Origin of the sequence: Escherichia sp. HH41S, from assembly GCF_009820115.1 — a bacterium.
In the GTDB taxonomy this organism is placed as follows: domain Bacteria; phylum Pseudomonadota; class Gammaproteobacteria; order Enterobacterales; family Enterobacteriaceae; genus Escherichia; species Escherichia coli_F.
Window position 1 is genome coordinate 89,677 of record NZ_VNXE01000007.1, and the last position, 23,374, is coordinate 113,050.

The window sequence follows — 23,374 nt, forward strand, 5'->3', positions numbered from 1 at the left end:
TTATTTCGTTAAAAATATCTCACACACAAACCAGAAGACTTTCCTGATCCTGGTGTTGATATACCAGTTTCAGGATTGAATTTCTCGTGAACCCCTATAAGTACAGTACTTGTCCAGTAATCCGTACTGCTAAATGTACTGCCATAAGCTTTCAAATTACCATATTCTCCCCACAACGTACCTACTTTTCGTGGAACTACACCACTACTTGGTCGCTGCGCTAATTCTAAAGATGACGCCACTTGTCCATAGCTATTGCATGATGTATTTATAATATCCCAAGTGTTATTACTGGCAGCACCTAAACTAGTAAACCATTTTTTCATCTTGAATTTGAATACAACATTATTCCCTTTACCGTCTTTTGGTTTCCCGGTAATAGTGATTTCACTATTTAGGGGCAGACTTATTGTGACTTCTCCATTATTGTTAACATTAATACCATAGATGCCTGCCGTCCAATCATAATCTGTATTCTTCATATTATGGGTTAATACTAAGGTGAATTTAGCCCCATCAAATCCTGTTTCAGGAAAACCATCTATCGCCCTGAATATTGCACCATTCACACTCAGAGAATCGACTACTACAAAAGGAAGGATGGTATAGGAAGGTTGCCCGTTTACACGCCAACCGTTAATCTGCAGAAATGAATTTAAGTTCTCTCCTTCTTTGTAGGCCATATAGGTACGCTCATATATGCCATCACCCAAATATATCCATTTAGCCCCTTCTTTCTTCTCCACATTTTGTAAGTACACTGCATTATCCAGCAAATCCAGACCGTTATCCAACGGGTTACCAAAATCATCAGCTAATAAAACACTGACAGGTAAATCCGCCCCAACAACCACAGCATCTTCTCGTATACGAAGCTGTGAACTAAGTGGACTCGCTTCACCCGGTTTAATAGTATAATTATTTGAATAATTGGCATCGCTCCAACCAACCATCTTCAGTTGTGCATTCAAATTCACTTCCGCGAATTGCGCCATATACTGTCTTTGATATTGCCCATTGCCGTTGTATATCCAATTATTACCCTGGATAGGATCTGCATTCCTGACTTTTACGTTTTCCTCATTAAGCTGAGCGACACCATCAGTAATAAAGTTACCCTGAGCATCACTAAGTACAACAGTCACCGTTATGCTCTCCCCAGCGATATATACCGTTTTGTCCGTGATAATCGTGGACTGAGTTTTTGCTGCTGCACCTGGTTGTATCCCGTATAGCGCGGAATTAATCTCCGTTGCCCATGTTTTTAATTTCAGACTGGCAACCAAATTTTTCTCGGCAAACCATGCTGTCCAGATCATGGTATATTCACCATTATTCTGTTCGACCCATTGCATCGAATCGGGGACTGCGCCGCCCACCGTAAAATTATCGATATATGATTCGATAACTCCTGATGTCAGCCCTAAAGCCGGGTTACCAAACTCATCCCGCAACGTTACTGTGACAGTTAATGACTCCCCGGCGATATATGTCGTTTTATCTGTCCTGATGGCTGAATTTGTTTGCACCAGAGCGCCACTATGGATGGAATAACTCTCTGATTGTTTACTGCTGCCCCATTCAGACAACGTCAACGTCGCGTGGTGAGACACTCCCGCCATTTGCGCCGACCATATAGCAGTATAAACACCGGCACTTTCAGACCATCCTCCTGAACGTACGGCTCCTTCCACTATTACGTTATCACCAGACAGTAAGGACTCGCCCCCTTCAACCAGGTTACCGTGCGCGTCTTTCAGCGTCACGGCGACGGTTATAGTGTCGCCAGCGGTGTAGGCGTTTTTATCCGTAGCGATAGTTGATGTGGCTTGCGCCGGAGAACCGGACTGTATGTCATAGCGATCTGACGTTACACCATCACTCCACGTCTGCAATTGCAGGTTGGCGTGCTGATTGGTACTGGCAATCGTCGCCATACGGGTTGTGGTATACACGCCACCTGATTCAATCCAGCTTCCCGTTTCTGACGGGTCGGTGCCAGCCACCGTAAGCACACCATTAGCGGCTAACTGTGAAGCTGCACCGGTTACCAGATTATCGAACGCATCCCGGAGCGTTACCGTGATGGTGATTGTCTCTCCAACCGTATAGTTCGACTTATTTGTTTCAACGGTTGACGTGAGCTGCGATGCATCACCCGGTACAAAGGTGACGTTCTGGCTCAGGCTGCTGCTGTTGATGCTGGCGGTGACCGCACTGGTGCCCGCCGTCTGGCTGGTGACACTGATCTCCACCGTGCCGTCCGGCTGCGTGGTGACCGTCGGGGCAACCGTTGCACCGTTGTCCGCCAACACGCTGACTGTCTGCCCGGCAAGCGTATTACCGAATGCATCGGTGACCTTCACCCGCAGCGTGTTCGCCATTGCGCCGTCAGCCACTGAGCCGTCCTTAATAACCACCAGATCCGCGATCTTCGCGGTGCTGACATCCGGGATAAATGTCACATTCTGACTCAGACTGCTGTTGTTGATGCTGGCGGCAACGGCACTGATGCCCGCAGTCTGGCTGGTGACGGAGATTTCCACGGTGCCGTCCGGCCCGCTGATAACCGTCGCGGCAACCGCTGCCCCGTTGTCCGCTGAGACGCTGACCGTCTGTCCGGCCAGTGCATTGCCGAACGCGTCGGTGACTTTCACCCGCAGCGTGTTCGCCATCGCACCATCTGCCACTGAGCCGTCCTTAATGACCACCAGATCCGCGATCTTCGCCGTGCTGACATCAGCAATAAACGTCACGTTCTGGCTCAGAGTGCTGTTGTTGATGGTTGCGGTAACTGTACTGATGCCCGCCGTCTGGCTGGTGACGGAGATTTCCACGGTGCCGTCCGGCCCGGTGATAACCGTCGCGGCAACCGCTGCCCCGTTGTCCGCTGAGACGCTGACCGTCTGTCCGGCCAGCGCATTGCCGAACGCGTCGGTGACTTTCACCCGCAGCGTGTTCGCCATCGCGCCATCTGCCACTGAGCCGTCCTTAATGACCACCAGATCAGCGATCTGCGCCGTCCTGACATCCGCGACAAACGTCACGTTCCGGCTCAGGCTGCTGCTGTTGATGCTGGCAGTGACAGTACTGGCTCCCGCCGTCTGGCTGGTGACACTGATCTCCACCGTGCCGTCCGGCTCTGTGATTACCGTCGGGGCAGTCGTTGCGCCGTTGTCCGCCAACACGCTGACCGTCTGCCCGGCAAGCGCATTACCGAACGCATCGGTGACCCTCGCCCGCAGCATATTCGCCATTGCACCGTCTGCCACTGAGTTATCCCGGGTGACTACCAGATCCGCTATCTGCGCCGTCCTGACATCGGCGATAAACGTCACGGTCCGGCTCAGGCTGCTGCTGTTGATGCTGGCGGTGACTGTACTGGTGCCCGCCGTCTGGCTGGTGACACTGATCTCCACCGTGCCGTCCTGCCCTGTGATGACAGTCGGAGCGACCGTTGCGCCATTGCCTGCCGTCACGCTGACCGTCTGCCCGGCAAGTACATTCCCGTTAGCATCGGTGACCTTCACCCGCAGCGTGTTCGCCATTGCGCCGTCAGCCACTGAGTTATCCTGCGTCACCTCCAGACTCGCGATCTGCGCCGTGCTGACATCGGCGATAAACGTGACGTTCCGGCTCGCGGTACTGCTGTTGATACTGGCGGTGACCGCACTGGTGCCCGCCGTCTGGCTGGTGACACTGATTTCCACCGTCCCGTCCTGCCCGGTGATGACAGTCGGAGTGACCGTTGCGCTGTTGTCTGCCGTCACGCTGACCGTCTGCCCGGCAAGCACATTACCGAACGCATCCGTCACCCTCACCCGCAGCGTGTTCGCCATTGCGCCGTCAGCCACGGCGTTATCCTGCGTCACCTCCAGACTCGCGATCTGCGCCGTCCTGACATCGGCGATAAACGTGACGTTCCGGCTCTGACTGCTGCTGTTGATACTGGCGGTGACCGCACTGCTGCCCGCCGTCTGGCTGGTGACACTGATTTCCACCGTGCCGTCCTGCCCTGTGATGACAGTCGGAGCGACCGTTGCGCCGTTATCCGCCAACACGCTGACCGCCTGTCCGGCAAGTGCATTCCCGAACGCATCGGTGACCCTCACTTGCAGCGTATTCGCCGTCGCGCCGTCTGCCACCGCGTTATCCTGGCTAACGATCAGATCCGCGATCTGCGCCGTGCTGACATCCGCAATAAACGTCACGTTCCGGCTCTGGCTGCTGTTGTTGACGCTGGCGGTGATCACACTGGTTCCGGCGGTCTGGCTGGTGACAGAGATCTCCGCCGTGCCGTCCGGCTGTGTGGTGACCGTCGGAGTGACCGTTGCGCTGTTGTCTGCCGTCACGCTGACCGTCTGCCCGGCAAGTACATTCCCGTTAGCATCGGTGACCTTCACCCGCAGCGTGTTCGCCATTGCGCCGTCAGCCACTGAGTTATCCTGCGTCACCTCCAGACTCGCGATCTGCGCCGTCCTGACATCGGCGATAAACGTGACGTTCCGGCTCTGGCTGCTGCTGTTAATGCTGGCAGTGACCGCACTGATTCCGGCGGTCTGGCTGGTGACAGAGATCTCCGCCGTGCCGTCCGGCTGCGTGGTGACCGTCGGAGCAGTCGTGGCACCGTTGCCTGCCAACACGCTGACCGTCTGCCCGGCAAGCACATTACCGAACGCATCCGTCACCCTCACCCGCAGCGTGTTCGCCATTGCGCCGTCAGCCACGGCGTTATCCTGCGTCACCTCCAGACTCGCGATCTGCGCCGTCCTGACATCGGCGATAAACGTCACATCCCGGCTCTGGCTGCTGCTGTTGATGGTTGCAGTGACGGCACTGGTGCCCGCCGTCTGGCTGGTGACACTGATCTCCACCGTGCCGTCCGGCTCTGTAATCACCGTCGGAGCGACCGCTGCGCCGTTGTCCGCCAACACGCTGACCGTCTGCCCGCCCAGCGCATTACCGAACGCATCGGTGACCCTCGCCCGCAGCATATTCGCCATTGCACCGTCTGCCGCTGAGCCGTCTTGCGTCACCACCAGCTCCGCGACCTGCGCCGTGCTAACATCAGCAACAAAGTTCACCGTTTTACTATCGCTGCTTTGATTGACCTTAGCCTCAACAGTGCTGGCATCCGCTACGGTACTACTCAGCACAACCTCCGCCATGCCATGCACATCCGTCCTGATGTCTGCACTCTGCCCTGCATTGGCAAATACAGCCGCCCCCTTCGTCACCGTAAAGGTGACGGTCTGCTCTGGCAGCACATTGCCAAACTGATCTTCCACCCGAACATTCACCGTATGTTGATCGCTACCATTCGCCAGCACATCCAGGCTACCCGTTGTCACTTGCATCGCGACGATTTGTGCGCTGGCGGCATCGCCACTAATACTGTAAACATTTGAAGTCAGGGCGCTCGCCCAGCCGGACATCTGTAGCTGTGCTTTTAAACCGGTGCCAGGAAGTAAAGCGGTATACGTTGCGGTATAAATGCCTTTTTGATCTTCATTCCAGGTGATGCTTTCCGCTTTTGTATTTGGCAGCTGGATAGCCTGGCTGATAGCGTCTCGTTGCCCCCCGACCAGGTTTTCATAGCTATCCTTGAGCGTTACCGTAACTTTAATCGCACCGCCTGCGGTATAGGTCGTTTTGTCGGTAACGATAGAGGAATAAGCCAGCACAGCTCCGCTTTCGCGGATGACATACGCATCGGATTGCTGCGCGCTACTCCATGTCGATAGTTTCAGCGTGGCGTAATGGCTATTGCCAGCAATCTTCGCAGTTCGGGTGGTGGTGTAAACGCCATCAGACTCTTCGCTCCAGTTACCCGTTTCATTTTTATCTGTACCGCTCACCTCGACCACGCCGCTACCTGCCAGCAGCGAAGCCATCCCTTTCACCAGGTTTTTCTGCTCATCCATAAGGGTAACTGACACTTTTATCTTGCCACCCGCGGTGTATGACACATCGTCCGTCTTGATGGTGGAGGTCAGCTGCGAGATATCGCCAGTAATAAAGCTCACTTCCACAGACTGACTACTGCCATTGATCTCGGCCTTGATAAGACTGTTTACCGCCTGGTCACTGGCAAGGTTAACGCTGGCAATCCCGTCTTTATCTGTCGTCACAATACCGCCATTTGGATCGGCAAAAACCGCCGCACCATTCACGACCGTGAAGGTAACATTTTGTCCCTGCAGTAAATTTTGATGCACGTCCCTGACCGTCACAGCGACGGTATTGTGATCGCGTCTGGCAACTGCGTTATTCGCGGTGATCTGCATCGCTGCGATTTTGGCGGTATCTTTATCACCCGCAATACTGAACGCATCCGAATGCTTGGTTTGCCAGCCGGGCATCGTCAGCTGGGCCGTTAATTTGTCGCCAATGAGATGGGCCGTATAGTTTGCTTTGTAAACTCCCTCACTTTCTTCCGTCCAGGCACTAACAGCATCAGTCTTCGTGTTGTCTACTTTAACAGCCTGTTTAAGAAGTTCTTTTCTTCCGGTAACCCCGTTGCCATTCTCATCTTTCAGGGTCACTTTTACGCCTATCGGCTTACCCGCGACGTAATTATTCTGGTCTGTTTCAATCATGGAGTCCGCTCGGGATGCCATATTAGCCACAATGGCAATCAGCGCTGGTGTTTTAGCAACATCGTCGCCGTTAAATTGTGGCATCAGCGACAACGCGCCTGACGTCTTCCCGGAGGTAACTAACTGGGTATAGGTTCCGTTACCGTTGTCTTTCCATTCGCTTAGGGCGAAATCTTGCAAACCTTTCGCATGGGTTTTTAATGTCATACCCGGGATAGGCTTGCCGCTGGAATCTCGCGCGGTATAGGTCAGCGTTGAGATTGATTTTCCATCCGCAAGCAGGATTTGTAGATCGACAGAAAGCGTTGAATCAGCGAGGCTTAGTGTGGGTTTTTCTACAACCACCATACTTTCTTCACGCCGGGAGAAATTCCCTTTCGAATCTTCCGCTATAACTGTTATTGGGTAAGTGTTGTCGGTTTCAGGCATTACCGTAAATCGGTAGGGTGGAATAGTGACCTGAATATCCTTGCCGGAAACAGCAACTTTCCCGCCCGCAGATTGCAAGGAAGCGGCTTCGATGTCATAACCTTTCAGCGCGTATTTGGTTTGTAAGGAAGAAACCAGCGATTTAACCTCGCCCGGCTTGCCTTTCAGCGGATCGGTCAGCGTCAGCCGCACCAGTTCTTTCTTGCGATATTCAAGGACAATATTGTTATTACGATCGACCAGGTCATAGCGACTGCCTACAAGGCTACGCCGTGCTGCTACTTCAGCCGGATCGAGCTGTTTTTGCAGTGATTGACCGGGTTGCAGCGTCAGCTCCATACCAATTCGGGTGTCGTTTTCTCCCTGTTTGCCCTGCCGTTGCTCGGCACTAAAGGAGATCAGGGGAACGGGGGTGTAACTCAATCCTGCGGTAATCGCGTGAGGATCATTTTGTCGCTCATCTTTACCAAATAGCGCCACTTCATCGCCGTAATATTGTTCATAGACTAACTTACCGCCCAACTGCGGCCAGGCCGGTAACCAGCCTTCGGCGCGAAGATCCCACCCGTTCGCCGGACGTGCTTCATAGTCATTGTCGAGTTCCGGTGCACTACGCCAGTTACTGAGGCGCAGATAACCGTTGCCGCTCAGTTTCAGGTAATCGCGCCAGTATTCAACGCCCATCCCGGTTCGGGTGTGATAGCGGCTCAGGTCATGATCGATAAACAGGTTTATGCCCGACATCCAGCTCGGAGTGAAATAACGCCAGCCGATACCGTGGTTCGTTTGAGTGCGATCATCCGTACGGTGGAGTGCATGCTGGCTGAAGACCAGGTTATCTGGCGTTTCGTACCAGGGATGGAGAAATTCAAATGAAGAGCTTTTAAGGCTGAAATCTTCATCAACACCCAGAGATACCCGGGCAGTTCCCCAGCGGCTGAGCCAGTCTGTCGCCTGCGCAGACACAGAAGAAGCCACCCAGCCACGCGCCATACTCGCAGCCTGTTCGCTGTCCATATCGCGCGCTAAAAGTGTCCCACTTTGTTGCGCCACTTCCGCGACCTGCATTTGTGGATCTTTACCGTCGCGCTCCATCTGCATTGCTTTCAGAGTGCGCGCTTCAGGGCTGTTACTGTTGATGAGTGGTACATCTATCTCATCGCCCTGACGCACATTGTCAAAGCCACGCGCAAAGGTACGGAACTGATTCAGGCGACGTAATTCATCGATGGTGATACCAAAGCGTGTCGCGACCGATTGTGCCGTTTCCAATGCCCCCAGGGTGTATGGGATAGTTTTAACATTCGGTAGGATCTGTGACGCGGCGGTATCCGCACGCGCATGGTTAATATGTGTAGGAGCAGCAGCCATAACAGGGAAAATAGTTTGCGTTATCAGGCAAATACCGGCGGTCAGACGACGTAAACGATCCCCCAATCCACATACGCTGTTATCGCCCCAACGATTACCGTTCCCATGCGCTTTCCCTGTCATTTGTCATCCCTGCCGCTATGCGTTCAGATTAAATGACTTTTCTTTAACATGAGGGAAAATGATGATTCATGATGAGTAAATGATGAATGCTGGTAGAAGAATGGAAATAACAACAAGATAAGAACAATGCCCGATCAATTGTTATCAGAGGGAAGAACAGGAGAGTGTTCCCACCACAGCAGTAACCCCTCCTGTAAATACGTTACTTCATTTTCACCTTTGCGGTGACTAACAGCGCGGTAAGCAACATCAATGTGCCGGACAACATCAGCGGCGAAGTCAGACCAATGTTATCCAACGCATAACCGCCGATTGCCGCACCGCAGGTATTGGCAAGCTGAATAACCGCCACCTGAATAGACCCAGCCTTTTCTGCCTGATCGGCCAGTGAGCGAGTGATCCACGTTGACCAGCCAACGGGAATTAAAGCAAAAGTCAGCCCCCAGATAATCGCAACGCCGGTCGCCACGATTTTATCGCTTCCCCACAACGTCAGCACCAACGCACTCAGAGCCAGTATTAACGGCGCACCTGCTAAGGCCAGTTTTACCGAATGTTTAAGAATGAACGACGAAAGCGACGTGCCGATAAAGCTGGCGATACCAAAACTCAACAGCACCAACGTTAAGCCATCCACGCCGAATCCTGCGAGATTCATATACACTGGACGAATATACGTGAAGAAAGCAAACTGCCCGGCGAAAGACATGAAGATGGCGATCATCCCGGCCATCACGCCCGGACGCTGTAATAAGCGGAAAGTATTTTGCTTCTGATGCGAGGGTTCGCCAGGCAGCGAAGGCAATGATTTGATAATCCAGATAATACACAGCACGCCCATCACCGCCGCCGCATTAAAGACATTGCGCCAACCGATAAGCTCACCTAAAAAGCTACCCAACGGTGCGGCTATCACCAGCGCAATAGAAACCGCGCCGAAGATCACCGACAGCGCCTTCGGCACCTTACGCGCTGGTACCAGACGCATGGTCAGCGACGCCGACATCGCCCAGAACCCGCCGAGTGCCAACCCCAGACAGGCACGACCGATTAAAAGCAAACTGAATGAGTTGGCAAAGGAAACCAGCAAGCAGGAGAGCGTCAGCAAAACGGCAAACAAAATAACAACGTAGCGGCGGTCAGTGGCCTGAATTGTCTGGGTAATAAACAAACTGGCAAACATTGCCACAAAAGCGGTCACGGTCACCGATTGCCCGGCAACCCCTTCCGAAATACCTAAATCCTGGGCCATTGGCGTCAACAAACTGACGGGCAAAAACTCAACGATAATCAGGCAGGCGACGCAAAACGCTACCGAGAAAACGGCGGACCAGTTCGGTCGGATGATGGCATCCGCGCCGCGGTTTTCGGCAATAAATTCACTCATGGTGTTACCCGTGACATGTTTCAGAGGAAAAGCCGACCACTTTAACATTGAAATGTGTGACGCATTTAACGTTTTTGCAACTTTTACGGTGTTGTGGGAAAAGTTCGAGGCTGCTCGAAGAAATAAAAATCATAGGGCAAGCTGATATGCATTTTCGCGATTGGGTTGGGAATAAGGGATAAAGTATTGCACTTGGTGATATACTTTAATAACAGGACCTCAACGATATGCGCGTGTTTAAAACCAAATGGTTTGCAAGGGAAGCCAGGTCTCATGCAATAACAGATGAAGAGTTGTGCCGGGCCATTTTAGAAACGGAGCAAGGTAAAGCTGATGCACTTGGTGGTGGCGTTTTTAAAAAGCGCCTTCACCAAAATCGTGAGCGTGCAATTATTCTGGCAAAAGGGGGAAGCAATTGGTTTTACACGTTTTTATATGCAAAACAGGATATGTCGAACATCAATAGTCAGGAACTGGCTGGGTTTCGTGAACTTGCAAAGCATTATGCCTTCCTGACGAAAGCCCAACTAACAGCAATGATTAACACTAAAGAACTGACAGAGATCTGCTATGACTGCAAAAACTAAATTTAAAAGTCCTGCATTTGAGGCTATTCACAGCGCAGCGGCTGGATTGTCCAGCGTCGATGCTATTTCTGCCGAAACGATGCGTACTTTTGACAAAGCCTGCCTGACCAGCGTGCAAGACTTACAACCTGTTGAGATAAAAGCACTGCGGGAAAAATTAAAAGTGAGTCAGCCCGTCTTCGCTCACTATCTCAATACCAGCGTTTCAACTGTACAAAAATGGGAAAGTGGCGCTAAACGCCCCAATGGCATTTCATTAAAACTGCTCAGCATTGTGCAAAAACACGGGCTGGAGGTGCTGCTGTAAATAGAACGTAGATAATGCGTTCACCTACTGTCAGTTCCGATGCCGGATGCGGCGTGCACGCCTTATCCACCCACCAGCTCAGGCGCGGTCTGTAGGCTAATAAGACGAAACGGTTTTAATGCAGCCAGTGAACGCCCTCAGCAGGCTGAAAGAATGCGTTATAGCGCATCTGAAAAGCATTAATATCCTGCATTTCAGGTTCGGTTTCGCGCAGAAAACCCAGCGCCAGCCTGACCTGAGCATCGGTAATCGGCGCGGCAAGACGGGCTTTTTGTAAAATCCGATGCCATTGCAGCAGGTTCTGTTCGCTACCATCGACAATGACAATTTGCCAGATGAGCAACACCTGCGCGGCGTTTTGCAGGTGCGACTCATCCGGACGATGCAAATAACGTAAAAATTCGTCACCGGCTGACTTTCCCATTTGATCGACCATCGACTCCACGGGTACGACATCGATATTCAGCCGATCGCTGAGACGGCGAATCGCTTTTCTGGCCCCGGATGTCAGCACCCGAAAACCAATTACAAACACTACCGCCAGCGTGGCGAGCATTATCCAGATCATGAGTTCTCCTGCGTAATCAGAACTCATGATATCTGGAAACCCTCGCCAGTTACTAATCCACCAGAATAATCTTCAGTGCAAACAGAGCAGCGACCACCACCACACACAGGTTCAGATCGCGCCAGCGCCCGGTGCACACTTTCATGATGCAGTACGACATAAAGCCGAGTGCAATCCCTTCGGTGATCGAGAAAGTAAAGGGCATCATCACCGTAGTAATAAATGCAGGTACTGATTCGGTAAAATCATCCCAGTTAACGCGCGCCAGGCTTGAGGTCATCAGCACGCCAACAAAGATTAACGCTCCGGCGGTGGCGTAAGGAGGGACCATTGCCACCAGCGGCGAGAAAAACATAACCAACAGAAACATAATGCCGACCACGACCGCAGTCAGCCCCGTTCGACCACCAACTGCCACACCAGAAGTACTTTCAATATAGGCGGTAACAGACGAGGTGCCGATAAACGCGCCCGCCACCGAACTGACGCTATCAACATATAGCGCCTTATTCATATTAGGGAATTTACCGTTACTATCTATTAAGCCAGCTTTATCAGTCACACCGATTAATGTTCCTGATGAATCAAATAGGTTGATCAGCATAAAGGAGAAAATGATACCAGCGAGTTCAAGTGATAATGCGCCACTCAAATCCACTTCACCAATGACGCCGCTAATATCAGGCGGAATGGAATAGACGCCGCTAAAATGAACATCACCGAAAAATAATCCACAGCAAGACGTCACCACAATAGAGACCAGCACCGCGGCATGAAAATGACGAGATGACAACACGGTTATAATAAAAAACCCTAATATACCTAACAACACACCGTGAGAACTTAAATCACCAATCATCACCAGGGTGTCTTTATTGGCGACAATAACACCAGTATTTTTTAACCCCATTAAGGCGATAAATAATCCGATTCCGCTAGTGATACCAATACGTAAACTTAATGGAATGTTGGAGATCATCCAGTACCGGATGCGAAACAGCGTGAGCAAAAATAGTCCAATTGCGCCCCAGAATATCGCGCCCATCCCGGTCTGCCAGGAGATGCCCATCGCCCCCACGACCACGAACGCAAAGAAGGCGTTCAGCCCCATTGCCGGAGCCAGCGCCACGGGTAAGTTAGCAAATATCCCCATCGCAATACTGCCGATACCGGCAATCAAACAGGTGGTAACAAACACCACTTTCGGGTCCATTTGTGCCGCGCCGAGGATTTGCGGGTTCACAAAAACGATGTACACCATGGTTAAAAAAGTGGTCATCCCCGCAATCAATTCTGTGCGGACGGTGGTCCCATGTTGAGGCAGTTTAAATAATCGCGAAAGCGTCCCTGATTCATTACTCACGTAATCGGTATTGTCATTATTCATTTTTTTGTCCATTGGAGGAGATTTAATCCCTTGCTTTTGTAAAACAAATGACAACAACGGTTCAGTGATAATTATCACATTTCAATTGCGCATTAATGGATATTCTTTAATAATCTCGCGACGTTTCTTTATGATAAATAATAATCAAATTGATAAAATCAAAATGAGAAAAATATGAATAATTCTATTAACCATAAATTTCATCACATTAGCCGGGCGGAATACCAGGAATTGTTAGCCGTTTCCCGTGGCGACGCTGTTGCCGATTATATTATTGATAATGTCTCTATTCTCGACCTGATCAATGGCGGAGAAATTTCCGGCCCAATTGTGATTAAAGGGCGTTACATTGCCGGTGTTGGCACAGAATACACTGATGCTCCGGCTTTGCAGCGGATTGATGCCCACGGCGCAACGGCGGTGCCAGGGTTTATTGATGCTCACCTGCATATTGAATCCAGCATGATGACGCCGGTTACTTTTGAAACCGCCACCCTGCCGCGCGGCCTGACGACCGTTATTTGCGACCCCCATGAAATCGTCAACGTGATGGGCGAAGCCGGATTCGCCTGGTTTGCCCGCTGTGCCGAACAGGCAAGGCAAAACCAGTATTTGCAGGTCAGTTCTTGCGTACCTGCCCTGGAAGGCTGCGATGTTAACGGTGCCAGTTTTACCCTTGAACAGATGCTCGCCTGGCGGGACCATCCGCAGGTTACCGGCCTTGCTGAAATGATGGATTACCCTGGCGTAATTAGCGGGCAGAATGCGCTGCTCGATAAACTGGATGCATTTCGCCACCTGACGCTGGACGGTCACTGCCCGGGTTTGGGCGGTAAAGAACTTAATGCCTATATTGCTGCGGGTATTGAAAACTGCCACGAAAGTTATCTGCTGGAAGAAGGTCGCCGGAAGTTACAACTCGGCATGTCGTTGATGATCCGCGAAGGGTCCGCTGCCCGCAATCTCAACGCGCTGGCACCGTTGATCAACGAATTTAACAGCCCGCAATGTATGCTCTGCACCGATGACCGTAACCCGTGGGAGATCGCCCATGAAGGGCATATCGATGCCTTAATTCGTCGCCTGATCGAACAACACAACGTACCGCTGCATGTGGCATATCGCGTCGCAAGCTGGTCGACAGCACGCCATTTTGGTCTGAATCATCTCGGCTTACTGGCACCCGGCAAGCAGGCGGATATCGTCCTGTTGAGCGATGCGCGTAAGGTCACGGTGCAGCAGGTACTGGTGAAAGGCGAGCCGATTGACGCACAAACCTTACAAGCGGAAGAGTCAGCGAGACTGGAACAATCCGCTCCGCCGTATGGCAATACCATTGCCCGCCAGCCAGTTTCCGCCAGCGACTTTGCCCTGCAATTTACGCCTGGAAAACGCTATCGGGTCATTGACGTCATCCATAACGAATTGATTACGCACTCCCGCTCCAGCGTCTACAGCGAAAATGGTTTTGATCGCGATGATGTGTGCTTTATTGCCGTACTTGAGCGTTACGGGCAACGTCTGGCTCCGGCTTGTGGTTTGCTTGGCGGCTTTGGCCTGAATGAAGGCGCGCTGGCTGCGACGGTCAGCCATGACAGCCATAATATTGTGGTGATCGGTCGCAGTGCCGAAGAGATGGCGCTGGCGGTCAATCAGGTGATTCAGGATGGCGGCGGGCTGTGCGTGGTACGTAACGGACAGGTCCAAAGTCATCTACCGTTGCCCATTGCCGGCCTGATGAGCACCGACACGGCACAGTCACTGGCGGAGCAAATTGACGCCTTGAAAGCCGCCGCCCGTGAATGCGGTCCGTTACCCGATGAGCCGTTTATTCAGATGGCGTTTCTTTCCCTGCCAGTTATCCCCGCACTGAAACTGACCAGCCAGGGGCTGTTTGATGGTGAAAAGTTTGCCTTCACCACGCTGGAAGTCACGGAATAATAAAAAAAAGCCCGGCGTCATGCCGGGCAAAAGTCACCAGTTACGTTTATGCCACTGTCAACTGCTGAATTTTTTTCTCGCGGCGGATTTTGCGTTCTTCCATCACCGCCACTATCGCCATCAGGCAGATACAACCAATCGCGGCGATATCCAGCGCGGCAAAGGTGCCTGCCCAGCCGGTAAGGCCGAATACCGGCGTACCATCGGCAATCATCCCCAGCCCTAACTTGGCAAAGCTGTCGCCAATCAGGTAAGCGAAGGTGCCTTTAATACCATCGGCAGCGCCAATGGCTTTTTTAGGTACAAAACCAACAGCAGCCACACCAATCAACAATTGCGGGCCAAAGACCAGGAAACCTAACGCAAAGAGAGAAGCCAGGTAGATATATTCGTTGCTGGCATGTTGATACACACCGAGCGTGGCGATAATCAGCGCCAGCGCGATGCAGGCCACCAGACCACGGCGACCGTTCGCCAGGTCAGAGAGCCAGCCCCACAGCAGCGTACCCACCAGCGCACCAGCTTCAAACAGCGTAAAGCCCTGAATCGCCACCGCTTTAGAGAGTTTCAGTTCCTGGAACGCATACACGGTTGACCACTGGTCGATACCAATACGCACCACATAGAGGAAAATGTTGGCGAAGCACAGCAGCCAGATCACTTTGTTTTTCAGCACATACTCAACAAAGATCTGCCACTTGGTCATATCGGTAGATTCTGTCTCTTTGTCCTCTTCGCTGATCTCTTCGCCGAACAGTTCTTCAGCTTTGCCGAGGCCATAAGATTCCGGGGAGTCGCTGCCGTAACGCAGGCCGATAAAACCGACAATCAACGCGATGATGGACGGGAAGATAAACATGCCGATCACATGGCCGTCAAACAGGTAATTTGCGCCGAACAGCGCCACACCTGCCGCGCCCGCACCGCCAAGATTGTGAGAAATATTCCAGAAACCGAGGAACGTCCCGCGCTTACGACGCGGCGTCCATTTGGTGATGGTGGAGTAACTGCACGATCCCCCGGTACTCTGGAAAAAGCCGCTTAAGGCGTAGAAGGCAATCATCAGGAACAGACTAACCGAGCCGCTGCCCATACTGGCACTGAAGCCCAACATACAAATGGCAGACAGGATCAGCATGAACGGCAGGAATTGTTTGGTGTTTTTGCCGTCGGCGTAATAGGAAACCAGTGTTTTACCCACACCATAAGTGATGGAGAAGCCCAGGCCGATCATCCCCAGCTGCGTCATGCTCAAGCCGTAGGTCGAGATCATGTCGTTCTGCGCGATGTTAAAGTTCTTGCGAATCAGGTACATCGTCAGGTAGCCGATAAAGACCACCAGGTAGGATTGCATGAACGGTTTGAACCACATTTTGCGCCGCACTTCGAGCGGAAGATCCAGGGTCGGCTTGCGAACCTGGTTTAAGAAAGCCAGCATGGGTTACTCCTGAAATGAATACCTGCGTGAGGTATGCATTGTAAAAATCAGCAGCAAATCAGGCCTGAGATAGCGTCCAGGCAAAACCTGGAAAATTTCTTAGTTTTGCCGGATATGAAGTGAAAAAGTGAGATGCATCACGCTTCGCGCGGTGTCTGGGCATTCAAAAAGGGCAGTAACAGCAGTGCGGAAATCCCGGCGGCAATGGCGATAACCACAAAAAATCCGCTCCAGTGCCAGGTATCGAGTACTTTCGCCAGCGGCCAACCAGCAAGCGACGCCCCCAGATAAGCAAACAAGCCGACAAACCCCGTTGCCGCCCCTGCCGCCTCCTTGTGGGAACACTCTGCTGCCGCCATGCCGATTAACATCTGCGGGCCAAAGACAAAAAAACCAATGGTGAAGAAGCAGCTTGCCTGCATCACGTAGCTGGCAAATGGCATCAGCCACAGCGAGCCGACGGACAGCAAAATCCCGGCGGCGAAAATTAAATTCATCGGCCCGCGGTTGCCGTTAAAGAGTTTGTCCGAGCCCCAACCCGCTACCAGCGCACCGATAAATCCGCCCAGTTCAAACATTGTCACTGCCGTATTCGCCGTGACCAGATCGACGCCCAGCGTCTCGGACATATACAAATTGCCCCAGTCGTTGATCGCCGCCCGGACCACATAGACCAGCACATAGCAAAACGAAAGCAGCCAGATATACGGATTCAGCAACACATATTTGGTGAGGATCTCTTTACGTGTCAGCCCTGCCCCTTCTTGTTGTTGAGCGATTTCCAGCGCGTCGTGTCGCCATTCGCCGACCGCTGGTAAACCTAACGCCTGCGGGCGATCGCGCAGCCGCCAGCAGAGAATAATCCCCACGACTATCGCCATACAACCGGCAATCATCATCCCGGCACGCCAGCCGTAATGCAGCGCGCTCGCTGCCATCACAATGGGAATGAGTGCACCGCCGACGTTATGCGCCGTGTTCCATAATGCCCACCAACCCCCGCGCTCAGTACGTGAATACCAGGTGGTTAACAGACGCGCACACACCGGTGAACCCCAGCCCTGGAAAAAGGCGTTCAGCCCCCATAGCATGGCAAACGCCCACAGCGACGTCGAGAAACCAAACAGAATGTTGATAATGCCCGTAGCGATAAGCCCAATCCCCATAAAATACCGGGCATTTGAGCGGTCGCTGACAATGCCGGAGACAAACTTCGACACGCCGTAGGTAATGTAAAACAGAGTCGCTAACAGGCCGATATCGCTACGGCTGAGCACACCGTTGGCAAGAATTTCTGGTACGGCGGCGTTAAAACTTTTACGCGTAAAGTAAAACAGTGCGTAACCCAGCCAGATGGTCAGCAGAATATGCCGACGCCAGTAACGGTAACGGGCATCAATTTCTTGTTTATCGCTAATCAACGGCGCGTCAGCTGGCGCTATCAGAAACGGCAACATCATCAAGCCTTAGACATAACGTTGAGGTAGAGAAACACTGACACGCGTGCCGTGCAAACAGGAGATGGTCAAGGTGCCACCCAGCGCCGTTACTCGCTCGCGCATTCCGGTGAGGCCAAAACCGTGTTGCCCGGAACCCGGCGGTAAACCGCTACCATCGTCTTCAATCACCAGCATCAACCGTTCGTCCTGCTGCCAGCCTTGCAACGTGACCGCACTGGCATCGGCATGTTTCACAATGTTGTTCAACCCTTCCTGGCAAACGCGAAACAGCGTCACGCGCTGGTTTTCGCTTAACGCTGATTCATCGATTCGCCATTCGAGATGACTGACAATGCCGCGACCTTCCAGCTCCATTTCCCGCATCAGTGAGCGGATGGCCTGCTCCAGAGTGAGATCATCCAGCTGGCGCGGACGTAACCGCCCTAACAAGCGGCGCACCGCGTCGTAAACGCCCAGGGATAACTGTTCGATGAGCTGCCCGCTCTGTTTCACGCGGGCGTTATCCGCCGCGAGCCGCTGGACAATGCCCGCTTGCGTACGAATGGCGGTGATGGTCTGACCGATATCATCGTGTAATTCACGCGCCACATCACGACGCACACTCTCTTCGGTTTCCAGCAAACGTTCAGCCAGATGCTGATTGCGCGCCAGTTCCTTTTGCAGCGACTGGTTAAGTTCACGCAAGCGCTGGATGCCAGCGCCAAGTAACAACCCTGTCAGACTTTGCACCAGCAGTGAGAGCAATAAATCGACCGGATGGTCACGCCAGGTTTGACTGGCGATCAGCGCGATGGCGTTCATCAACGTCGCAATCAGCGCCCCTTGCCAGCCGTAGTGCCATGCCAGCGCGATAATCGGCAGCGCCAGGCAGAATGGCGTAAAGCGCGACAGTTCATCCGGCAATCCCAACTGGAGCCAGAGACTGATAACAAACAGCAGCAAGTACCAGACCAGATGCCGCCCGCGCCAATTGATCGGTTGAGAAACCAATGACGGACCGAGCGGCAGCCAGGTGTTATTGGCGAGATAGTGCCAGAACACCAGACATATCGGGGCCAGCGTCAGGCCGCCAGTTAAAGTTAACAGCAGCGCATTCCACGACTCTTTGCCGTACCAAAGCCAGGGCAACGACTGCAACAACGCCGCCGCCGTCAGCGCTGCCCCCTGTAACAGCAGGGTGCGCCAGTCGCGTTGATGGCGATAGCGTGAGATCAGCGCCACGGGCAGTAACGTCAGCAAACTACCGATCATCAATAAGGAGAAATGGCTTAAACCAACCGCCTGCATTAACCAATAAATCAGCAGCCATTCCGCGCCCAGCAGCACTGGCCAGTATCCGCGTGGGCATTGCAACATTAGCCCAAGTCGAAGACCAAACGGAAATAACAGCACCGCCATATCAGGGCGCTCAACCAGATGCAGGCTGATACTCCACAGGCAAAACCACGCGGCAGAGAAGATAAAAAAGCAGGCAATAACAGTAATTAAGCGGGAGAACAACGTCTTCATCACCAGCCATCAAACATGCGGCGCGCCAGTTCTACGTCGTTACTGACGCCCAGTTTTTCCATCAGGTTGGCGCGATGGACGTGTACCGTTTTCGGCGACAAGCCCAGTTCGGCGGCAATCTCTTTCACCGCCATTCCTTGCGCCAGTTTTTCCGCCACCTGGCGTTCACGTTTGGTCAGCGGGTCCTGGCGACCGGATGCCAGTTTAATGGCAATATCCGGTGTCAAATAACATCCCCCCGTAGCAACCGTATGCACCGCAGCAATCAGTTCATCCGGGCTACAGCGTTTGGAGAGAAAGCCGCGCGCCCCCGCGTTAAGTGCCTGCTCAACCAGTGCCGGACTGTCATGAACGGAGAGCATAATTGTCGCCATACCTTTCGGCAGCTGGCTTAGCAGCTCCAGACCGGAGATATCGGGCATGGAGATATCGCAAATACACACCTGCACACCGCGCCCCGGCAGCCCCGCCAGTGCCTCGCGCCCCGAACCAAACTCGGCAACTACCTGCAAATCAGGTTCCAGCCCCAGCAGCTGCGCAAAGCCGGAGCGGACGATAAGGTGATCGTCTATAAGGGCAACGGTGATCATGATTGGGTCCTGGCGGATAAAAAACGCGCATACCTTAACGATAAGCGCGATGTTGTTCAAGTTGGATATGGGTATGTATTGACTGATTAATGTTGCGCTTATCGCAAAAACGCTTACCTGAAAGGTAAGCGTTTAGCGTGTATGATTTAGAAAAAGCTAATTATTTGATGATTGCAATTGTAATATTACCTGAGAAATTTTTCGTTATAATATCGTTATACTTTTCTGGCATCCAGTAATTATCTTCAAAATCTGCAGAGCTATAAGATTCAACGGAATACTCATAATTAGTGTCTTTTTTATACGTGTCTTTTTCTGGTAACTCACCGGATGTGGTATAGATGAAATTTGCAATATCAAAATCGCTTTTAGCTTCATTTACGACTGCTTTTACAACATGATAAGTTTGTTTGAATGCATACTCTGAAAAGTCAGCAAAAAGCAAATTCATCCTCCCCCCCAACGCACAAAAAATAGGATTATCAGATATTATGCTATAAAGAGAACTTCCTGCCTGAGATACATTAATATCCTTTCCGTCATGGGCCACATGAAATGCCTGTGAACAAGCATAATACAGATTACCAATCCCTGAAACACTAGAGAGACAAGAAACAATACTCGCTATTTTTGCTTTATCAACATGTTCATCCTCTAGAGATTCTCTTACCAAATCACATTGCTCTGGCGTAAATTTAATGTCATTGAAAAGCTCATCGAGATTAATTTTATGGGCATCTTTACGCTCAGCCAAAGCCGAGGTTTTCTCCTTCAGTAACTCATGTATAGTACGGTTAATTTTCACCCCACAACATGAAATATGTGAACTCCCCTCTCCCACTTGCCTTTTTGCATCACCAAGAAGTGAGCCAAACTCACCTTTATTAACAGACAGTTTTGTTATGGCCGATTGATAAAGAAAATCATCTGGAATTAATTGAGTTTGTTTTTGCAAAGCATTTGTTAATGGGGATTCAGCTTGAGTTTTATATACATTATTACCTGTTATATAATTACTAACCAGTTCTTTCTTAAGAGCATTTGCAGCAATTGTTAATTCTGAGAATTGTTCTCTTTCCAATTTATCGTGTTGTGAAAGTAACTGTATAAACTCTTCCACATTTCGACCACTAAAAATCCTTACCCTGGTTTTATTTTTCAACTGGTTGCTATTACCATTGTTCTCACGACACATCTCAGTGACTCTAAATGCATTACTGCCGGTCTGCTCAATTTTTATTTGACTATTTATACCCGTGGTAGCAACCCATGTTTTTTTATCAACATTCACCGATTCAGGGGTAACATGAAAATAACGGACTAATTTATCACTAACATCATGTCGATAGATATTAAAAGAATCTAAAATATATAATAGCAAACTACGAAAAATTTCGCCAAACGTGGCTTTATCAGACCTTGTTCTACAATTACCGAGCAGACCACTTTGTTCCATCACATCAAATTTAGAAATATTTCCGTCAAGACTTCTTTCGATACTATCCCTTAGACTCTGATTAAGAAACTGGCTATCATCAACCTCTGTTTTCCTTGAATTCATAGAACCCGTCGCACTAACCATAGTAACCTCACAATATGACATTTTGCATATTCTAACATTGTTAAAAACATGAATAGTTAGCATCATGAATATTTCTACGCCAACCACTACTCTTCATTTATTTCAATAGTAATTATATGGTGTTGTTATTTTCCTTAACTATTTTCCAGTGCAATTGCATCATCAACACAACTTATTAACTATCAAAAATCGCTCATTTTCAAAAATACAGGCAAAAAACAAATTATTAAGAACACGTACTCACCTTTATGATAAGCGCGCTTTATCAGGGGTAAATTATAAATCAGCGATTGTTGCGGCACCGGAAAATGTAAAAGAAAATGAATTATCGGTGGACTCTTCTTTAATCACACCTTTAGTAAAATAACGAGAGCACTCAAGCTTAACTTCATCCCCATCATTACTAACACTCGCTACATACAGCTTTTGTCTAAAATCTTTTTTGGTAAAATATATTTCATTAACATACTTACCCCCTCCTACCAAAGTATAACCTGATTTACCCGAACTTAATCTTTCCATACTCTTATTCATCCCCTGTAAAACATCTGGAGTTATGCCTTTTAAATAACTTTGATAGGATTGTATGCAAGCATGATAAAAACATGAAATCCCCTGAGGACTAGATAAGCAATCGATTATTTCATCAATCTTATCATCAGTAATGTTACTCTTTGATTGTTTTAATAATTTACTTAACTGAGAACGTTCATCATCTTTAAAGCAAACCAGCGGAACTATTTGTTGAAGTGTGCTTTGACTATTCTTTGTTTCGTTTTCAATTATTTCAATTTTGTTTGCAAAAATTTTAAGAATGTCTTTACTTAACTCAACACCGCAGCAAGTTATTTTAGCAGCACCATTTTGCTGACTTTGTTCTTTTATAGTTCTATGCGCATCCATAATTATGGATTCCAAAAAAACATCAGTGCTGTTAAAACTTTCATGAACAGGTAAATACCCTTCATCTTTTTGAATTTGCAGCTTTAATAAATCATATATATTATTCTCAATGTCTGCATTAATTACGTTTTTAGCATCCTTATTTTTCATAACAATACAATTGACAATACTTTTCCTCAAAAGTGTATCAGCGAAGTGCGTCTCTAGCGCGGCAGTCTTTTCAGAAAGCGACTTGATGATAGTCGCCACAGCCACTCCAGAATATGATATTTCGGTTCGTTCATTTGAATTTTCATCCTTCTGTATAATCTTAAAAGATTTGTCACCTGTTTGTTCGATTACGGTATATTCACTCTCTCCAGTTGCCGCCATCCAGGTACGATTACCATTATTTTCTGTTCCAGGCATAGGATGGAAATAGTCAAGAATATCAGTGTTAATGTTCCGAGAACCGGACATGATATTTACTATTAAGCGTTTTATTTCCTGTAACATCCATTTTGCAAAATTACTGCCTGGTGAATATTTTTTTGCATAATTCTTAATATGAAGCTCATCTGCTATATTTATTTCCTTATCTAAAATAGAGGGAGAGCAGGAATTTGATATCGTTGTTCCATTGTTTATAGGGCTTGCCATAATATACCTCACGATGAGCAATTAATTTATAGAATGCTAGTCATGATCACTGGTATAGACAGCAATCAGAATTTAGCGCCATCGCTGGAAATTTTAGCCCTAACCGTCAACCCGCGAATGACCAGTGCTGGACTCTAATTAACGTCAGGGCCAATAAATTGTGCCTGAGATGGTCTCTGGCACAATTTCACCCTATATATCTGAACGGATCTATCAAAAATCGCTCATCAGTAACTCCCCCGAGCGGTTTAATGTCGCGCCTTACTGAAAAAACACCGCAATCTTGTTGAACATCGTCGGATCGGACTGGTTACGCTGCACTTTCACTACGTCTTCCAGCTTATCGATTTGACTGATCATCTGCTCCAGACGCTGGTCGTCATTGACCAGTAGCCAGATGTGGCTTTTGTCGCTGTCCTGAATTGGCAGGCAGAGAATGCCTTCAACGTTAAAAGCGCGACGGGCAAAAAGACCACAAACGTGGGTCATTACGCCCGGATGGTTGCGAACGGTGAGTTCCAGAATCACGTTGTCATGAGTTGTGTTTTGCATGG

14 protein-coding genes are annotated in these 23,374 nt (G+C 50.1%); 3 read left to right on the top strand and 11 right to left on the bottom strand.

What is annotated here, in order from left to right; translation table 11 throughout:
* Window positions 1-8: 8 nt before the first annotated feature.
* Window positions 9-8,522 (bottom strand): inverse autotransporter adhesin IatC, encoded by an 8,514-nt coding sequence (iatC, locus tag FQZ95_RS01500; protein ID WP_160529802.1) that lies wholly within the window; start codon window positions 8,520-8,522, stop codon window positions 9-11.
* Window positions 8,523-8,724: 202 nt separating this feature from the next.
* Window positions 8,725-9,909 (bottom strand): purine ribonucleoside efflux pump NepI, encoded by a 1,185-nt coding sequence (nepI, locus tag FQZ95_RS01505; protein ID WP_160529803.1) that lies wholly within the window; start codon window positions 9,907-9,909, stop codon window positions 8,725-8,727.
* Window positions 9,910-10,142: 233 nt separating this feature from the next.
* On the opposite strand from nepI, the gene FQZ95_RS01510 reads away from it, so the two are divergent.
* Together FQZ95_RS01510 and FQZ95_RS01515 are read left to right on the top strand one after the other, a co-directional pair.
* Window positions 10,143-10,496, top strand: coding sequence for a type II toxin-antitoxin system RelE/ParE family toxin (locus FQZ95_RS01510; protein ID WP_001521686.1), 354 nt, complete (start codon window positions 10,143-10,145; stop codon window positions 10,494-10,496).
* On the top strand, window positions 10,480-10,803 hold the full coding sequence (locus FQZ95_RS01515) for a helix-turn-helix domain-containing protein (RefSeq protein WP_000125643.1): 324 nt from the start codon (window positions 10,480-10,482) through the stop codon (window positions 10,801-10,803). Before FQZ95_RS01510 ends, FQZ95_RS01515 begins: the two co-directional genes overlap by 17 nt.
* 115 nt (window positions 10,804-10,918) lie before the next feature.
* On the opposite strand, the gene FQZ95_RS01520 is transcribed toward FQZ95_RS01515, so the two are convergent.
* Both FQZ95_RS01520 and adeQ read right to left on the bottom strand, forming a co-directional pair.
* Window positions 10,919-11,371 carry a DUF1198 domain-containing protein gene (locus FQZ95_RS01520; protein WP_001306732.1) on the bottom strand — a complete coding sequence of 151 codons (453 nt, stop codon included), beginning with the start codon at window positions 11,369-11,371 and terminating at the stop codon, window positions 10,919-10,921.
* A gap of 52 nt (window positions 11,372-11,423) precedes the next feature.
* Window positions 11,424-12,758 (bottom strand): adenine permease AdeQ, encoded by a 1,335-nt coding sequence (adeQ, locus tag FQZ95_RS01525; protein WP_024166224.1) that lies wholly within the window; start codon window positions 12,756-12,758, stop codon window positions 11,424-11,426.
* Between the two features lie 174 nt (window positions 12,759-12,932).
* Here adeQ and adeD point away from each other — a divergent pair, with 174 nt between their 5' ends.
* Window positions 12,933-14,699 (top strand): adenine deaminase, encoded by a 1,767-nt coding sequence (gene adeD / locus FQZ95_RS01530; RefSeq protein ID WP_160529804.1) that lies wholly within the window; start codon window positions 12,933-12,935, stop codon window positions 14,697-14,699.
* 46 nt (window positions 14,700-14,745) lie between these two features.
* Here the strand turns inward: adeD and uhpT are convergent, their stop codons facing one another.
* The 7 genes from uhpT to ilvN all read right to left on the bottom strand — a co-directional run bounded on the left by uhpT (window position 14,746) and on the right by ilvN (window position 23,372).
* Window positions 14,746-16,137 carry a hexose-6-phosphate:phosphate antiporter gene (gene uhpT, locus FQZ95_RS01535; RefSeq protein WP_000879194.1) on the bottom strand — a complete coding sequence of 464 codons (1,392 nt, stop codon included), beginning with the start codon at window positions 16,135-16,137 and terminating at the stop codon, window positions 14,746-14,748.
* 137 nt (window positions 16,138-16,274) lie between these two features.
* Window positions 16,275-17,594 carry an MFS transporter family glucose-6-phosphate receptor UhpC gene (gene uhpC, locus FQZ95_RS01540; RefSeq protein ID WP_160529825.1) on the bottom strand — a complete coding sequence of 440 codons (1,320 nt, stop codon included), beginning with the start codon at window positions 17,592-17,594 and terminating at the stop codon, window positions 16,275-16,277.
* Between the two features lie 9 nt (window positions 17,595-17,603).
* Window positions 17,604-19,106, bottom strand: coding sequence for a signal transduction histidine-protein kinase/phosphatase UhpB (gene uhpB / locus FQZ95_RS01545; protein WP_001355057.1), 1,503 nt, complete (start codon window positions 19,104-19,106; stop codon window positions 17,604-17,606).
* A complete protein-coding gene (gene uhpA, locus FQZ95_RS01550) occupies window positions 19,106-19,696 on the bottom strand; it encodes a transcriptional regulator UhpA (RefSeq protein WP_000633668.1) in 591 nt (196 codons plus the stop codon). Before uhpA ends, uhpB begins: the two co-directional genes overlap by 1 nt.
* A gap of 160 nt (window positions 19,697-19,856) precedes the next feature.
* Window positions 19,857-21,341 carry a hypothetical protein gene (locus FQZ95_RS01555; protein WP_202384085.1) on the bottom strand — a complete coding sequence of 495 codons (1,485 nt, stop codon included), beginning with the start codon at window positions 21,339-21,341 and terminating at the stop codon, window positions 19,857-19,859.
* A 213-nt stretch (window positions 21,342-21,554) separates the two neighbouring features.
* A complete protein-coding gene (locus tag FQZ95_RS01560; protein ID WP_088541979.1) occupies window positions 21,555-22,820 on the bottom strand; it encodes a hypothetical protein in 1,266 nt (421 codons plus the stop codon).
* A 261-nt stretch (window positions 22,821-23,081) separates the two neighbouring features.
* Entirely contained in the window at window positions 23,082-23,372 is a 291-nt protein-coding gene (gene ilvN / locus FQZ95_RS01565) for an acetolactate synthase small subunit (protein WP_001181706.1), read from the bottom strand.
* Between the last annotated feature and the right edge of the window lie 2 nt (window positions 23,373-23,374).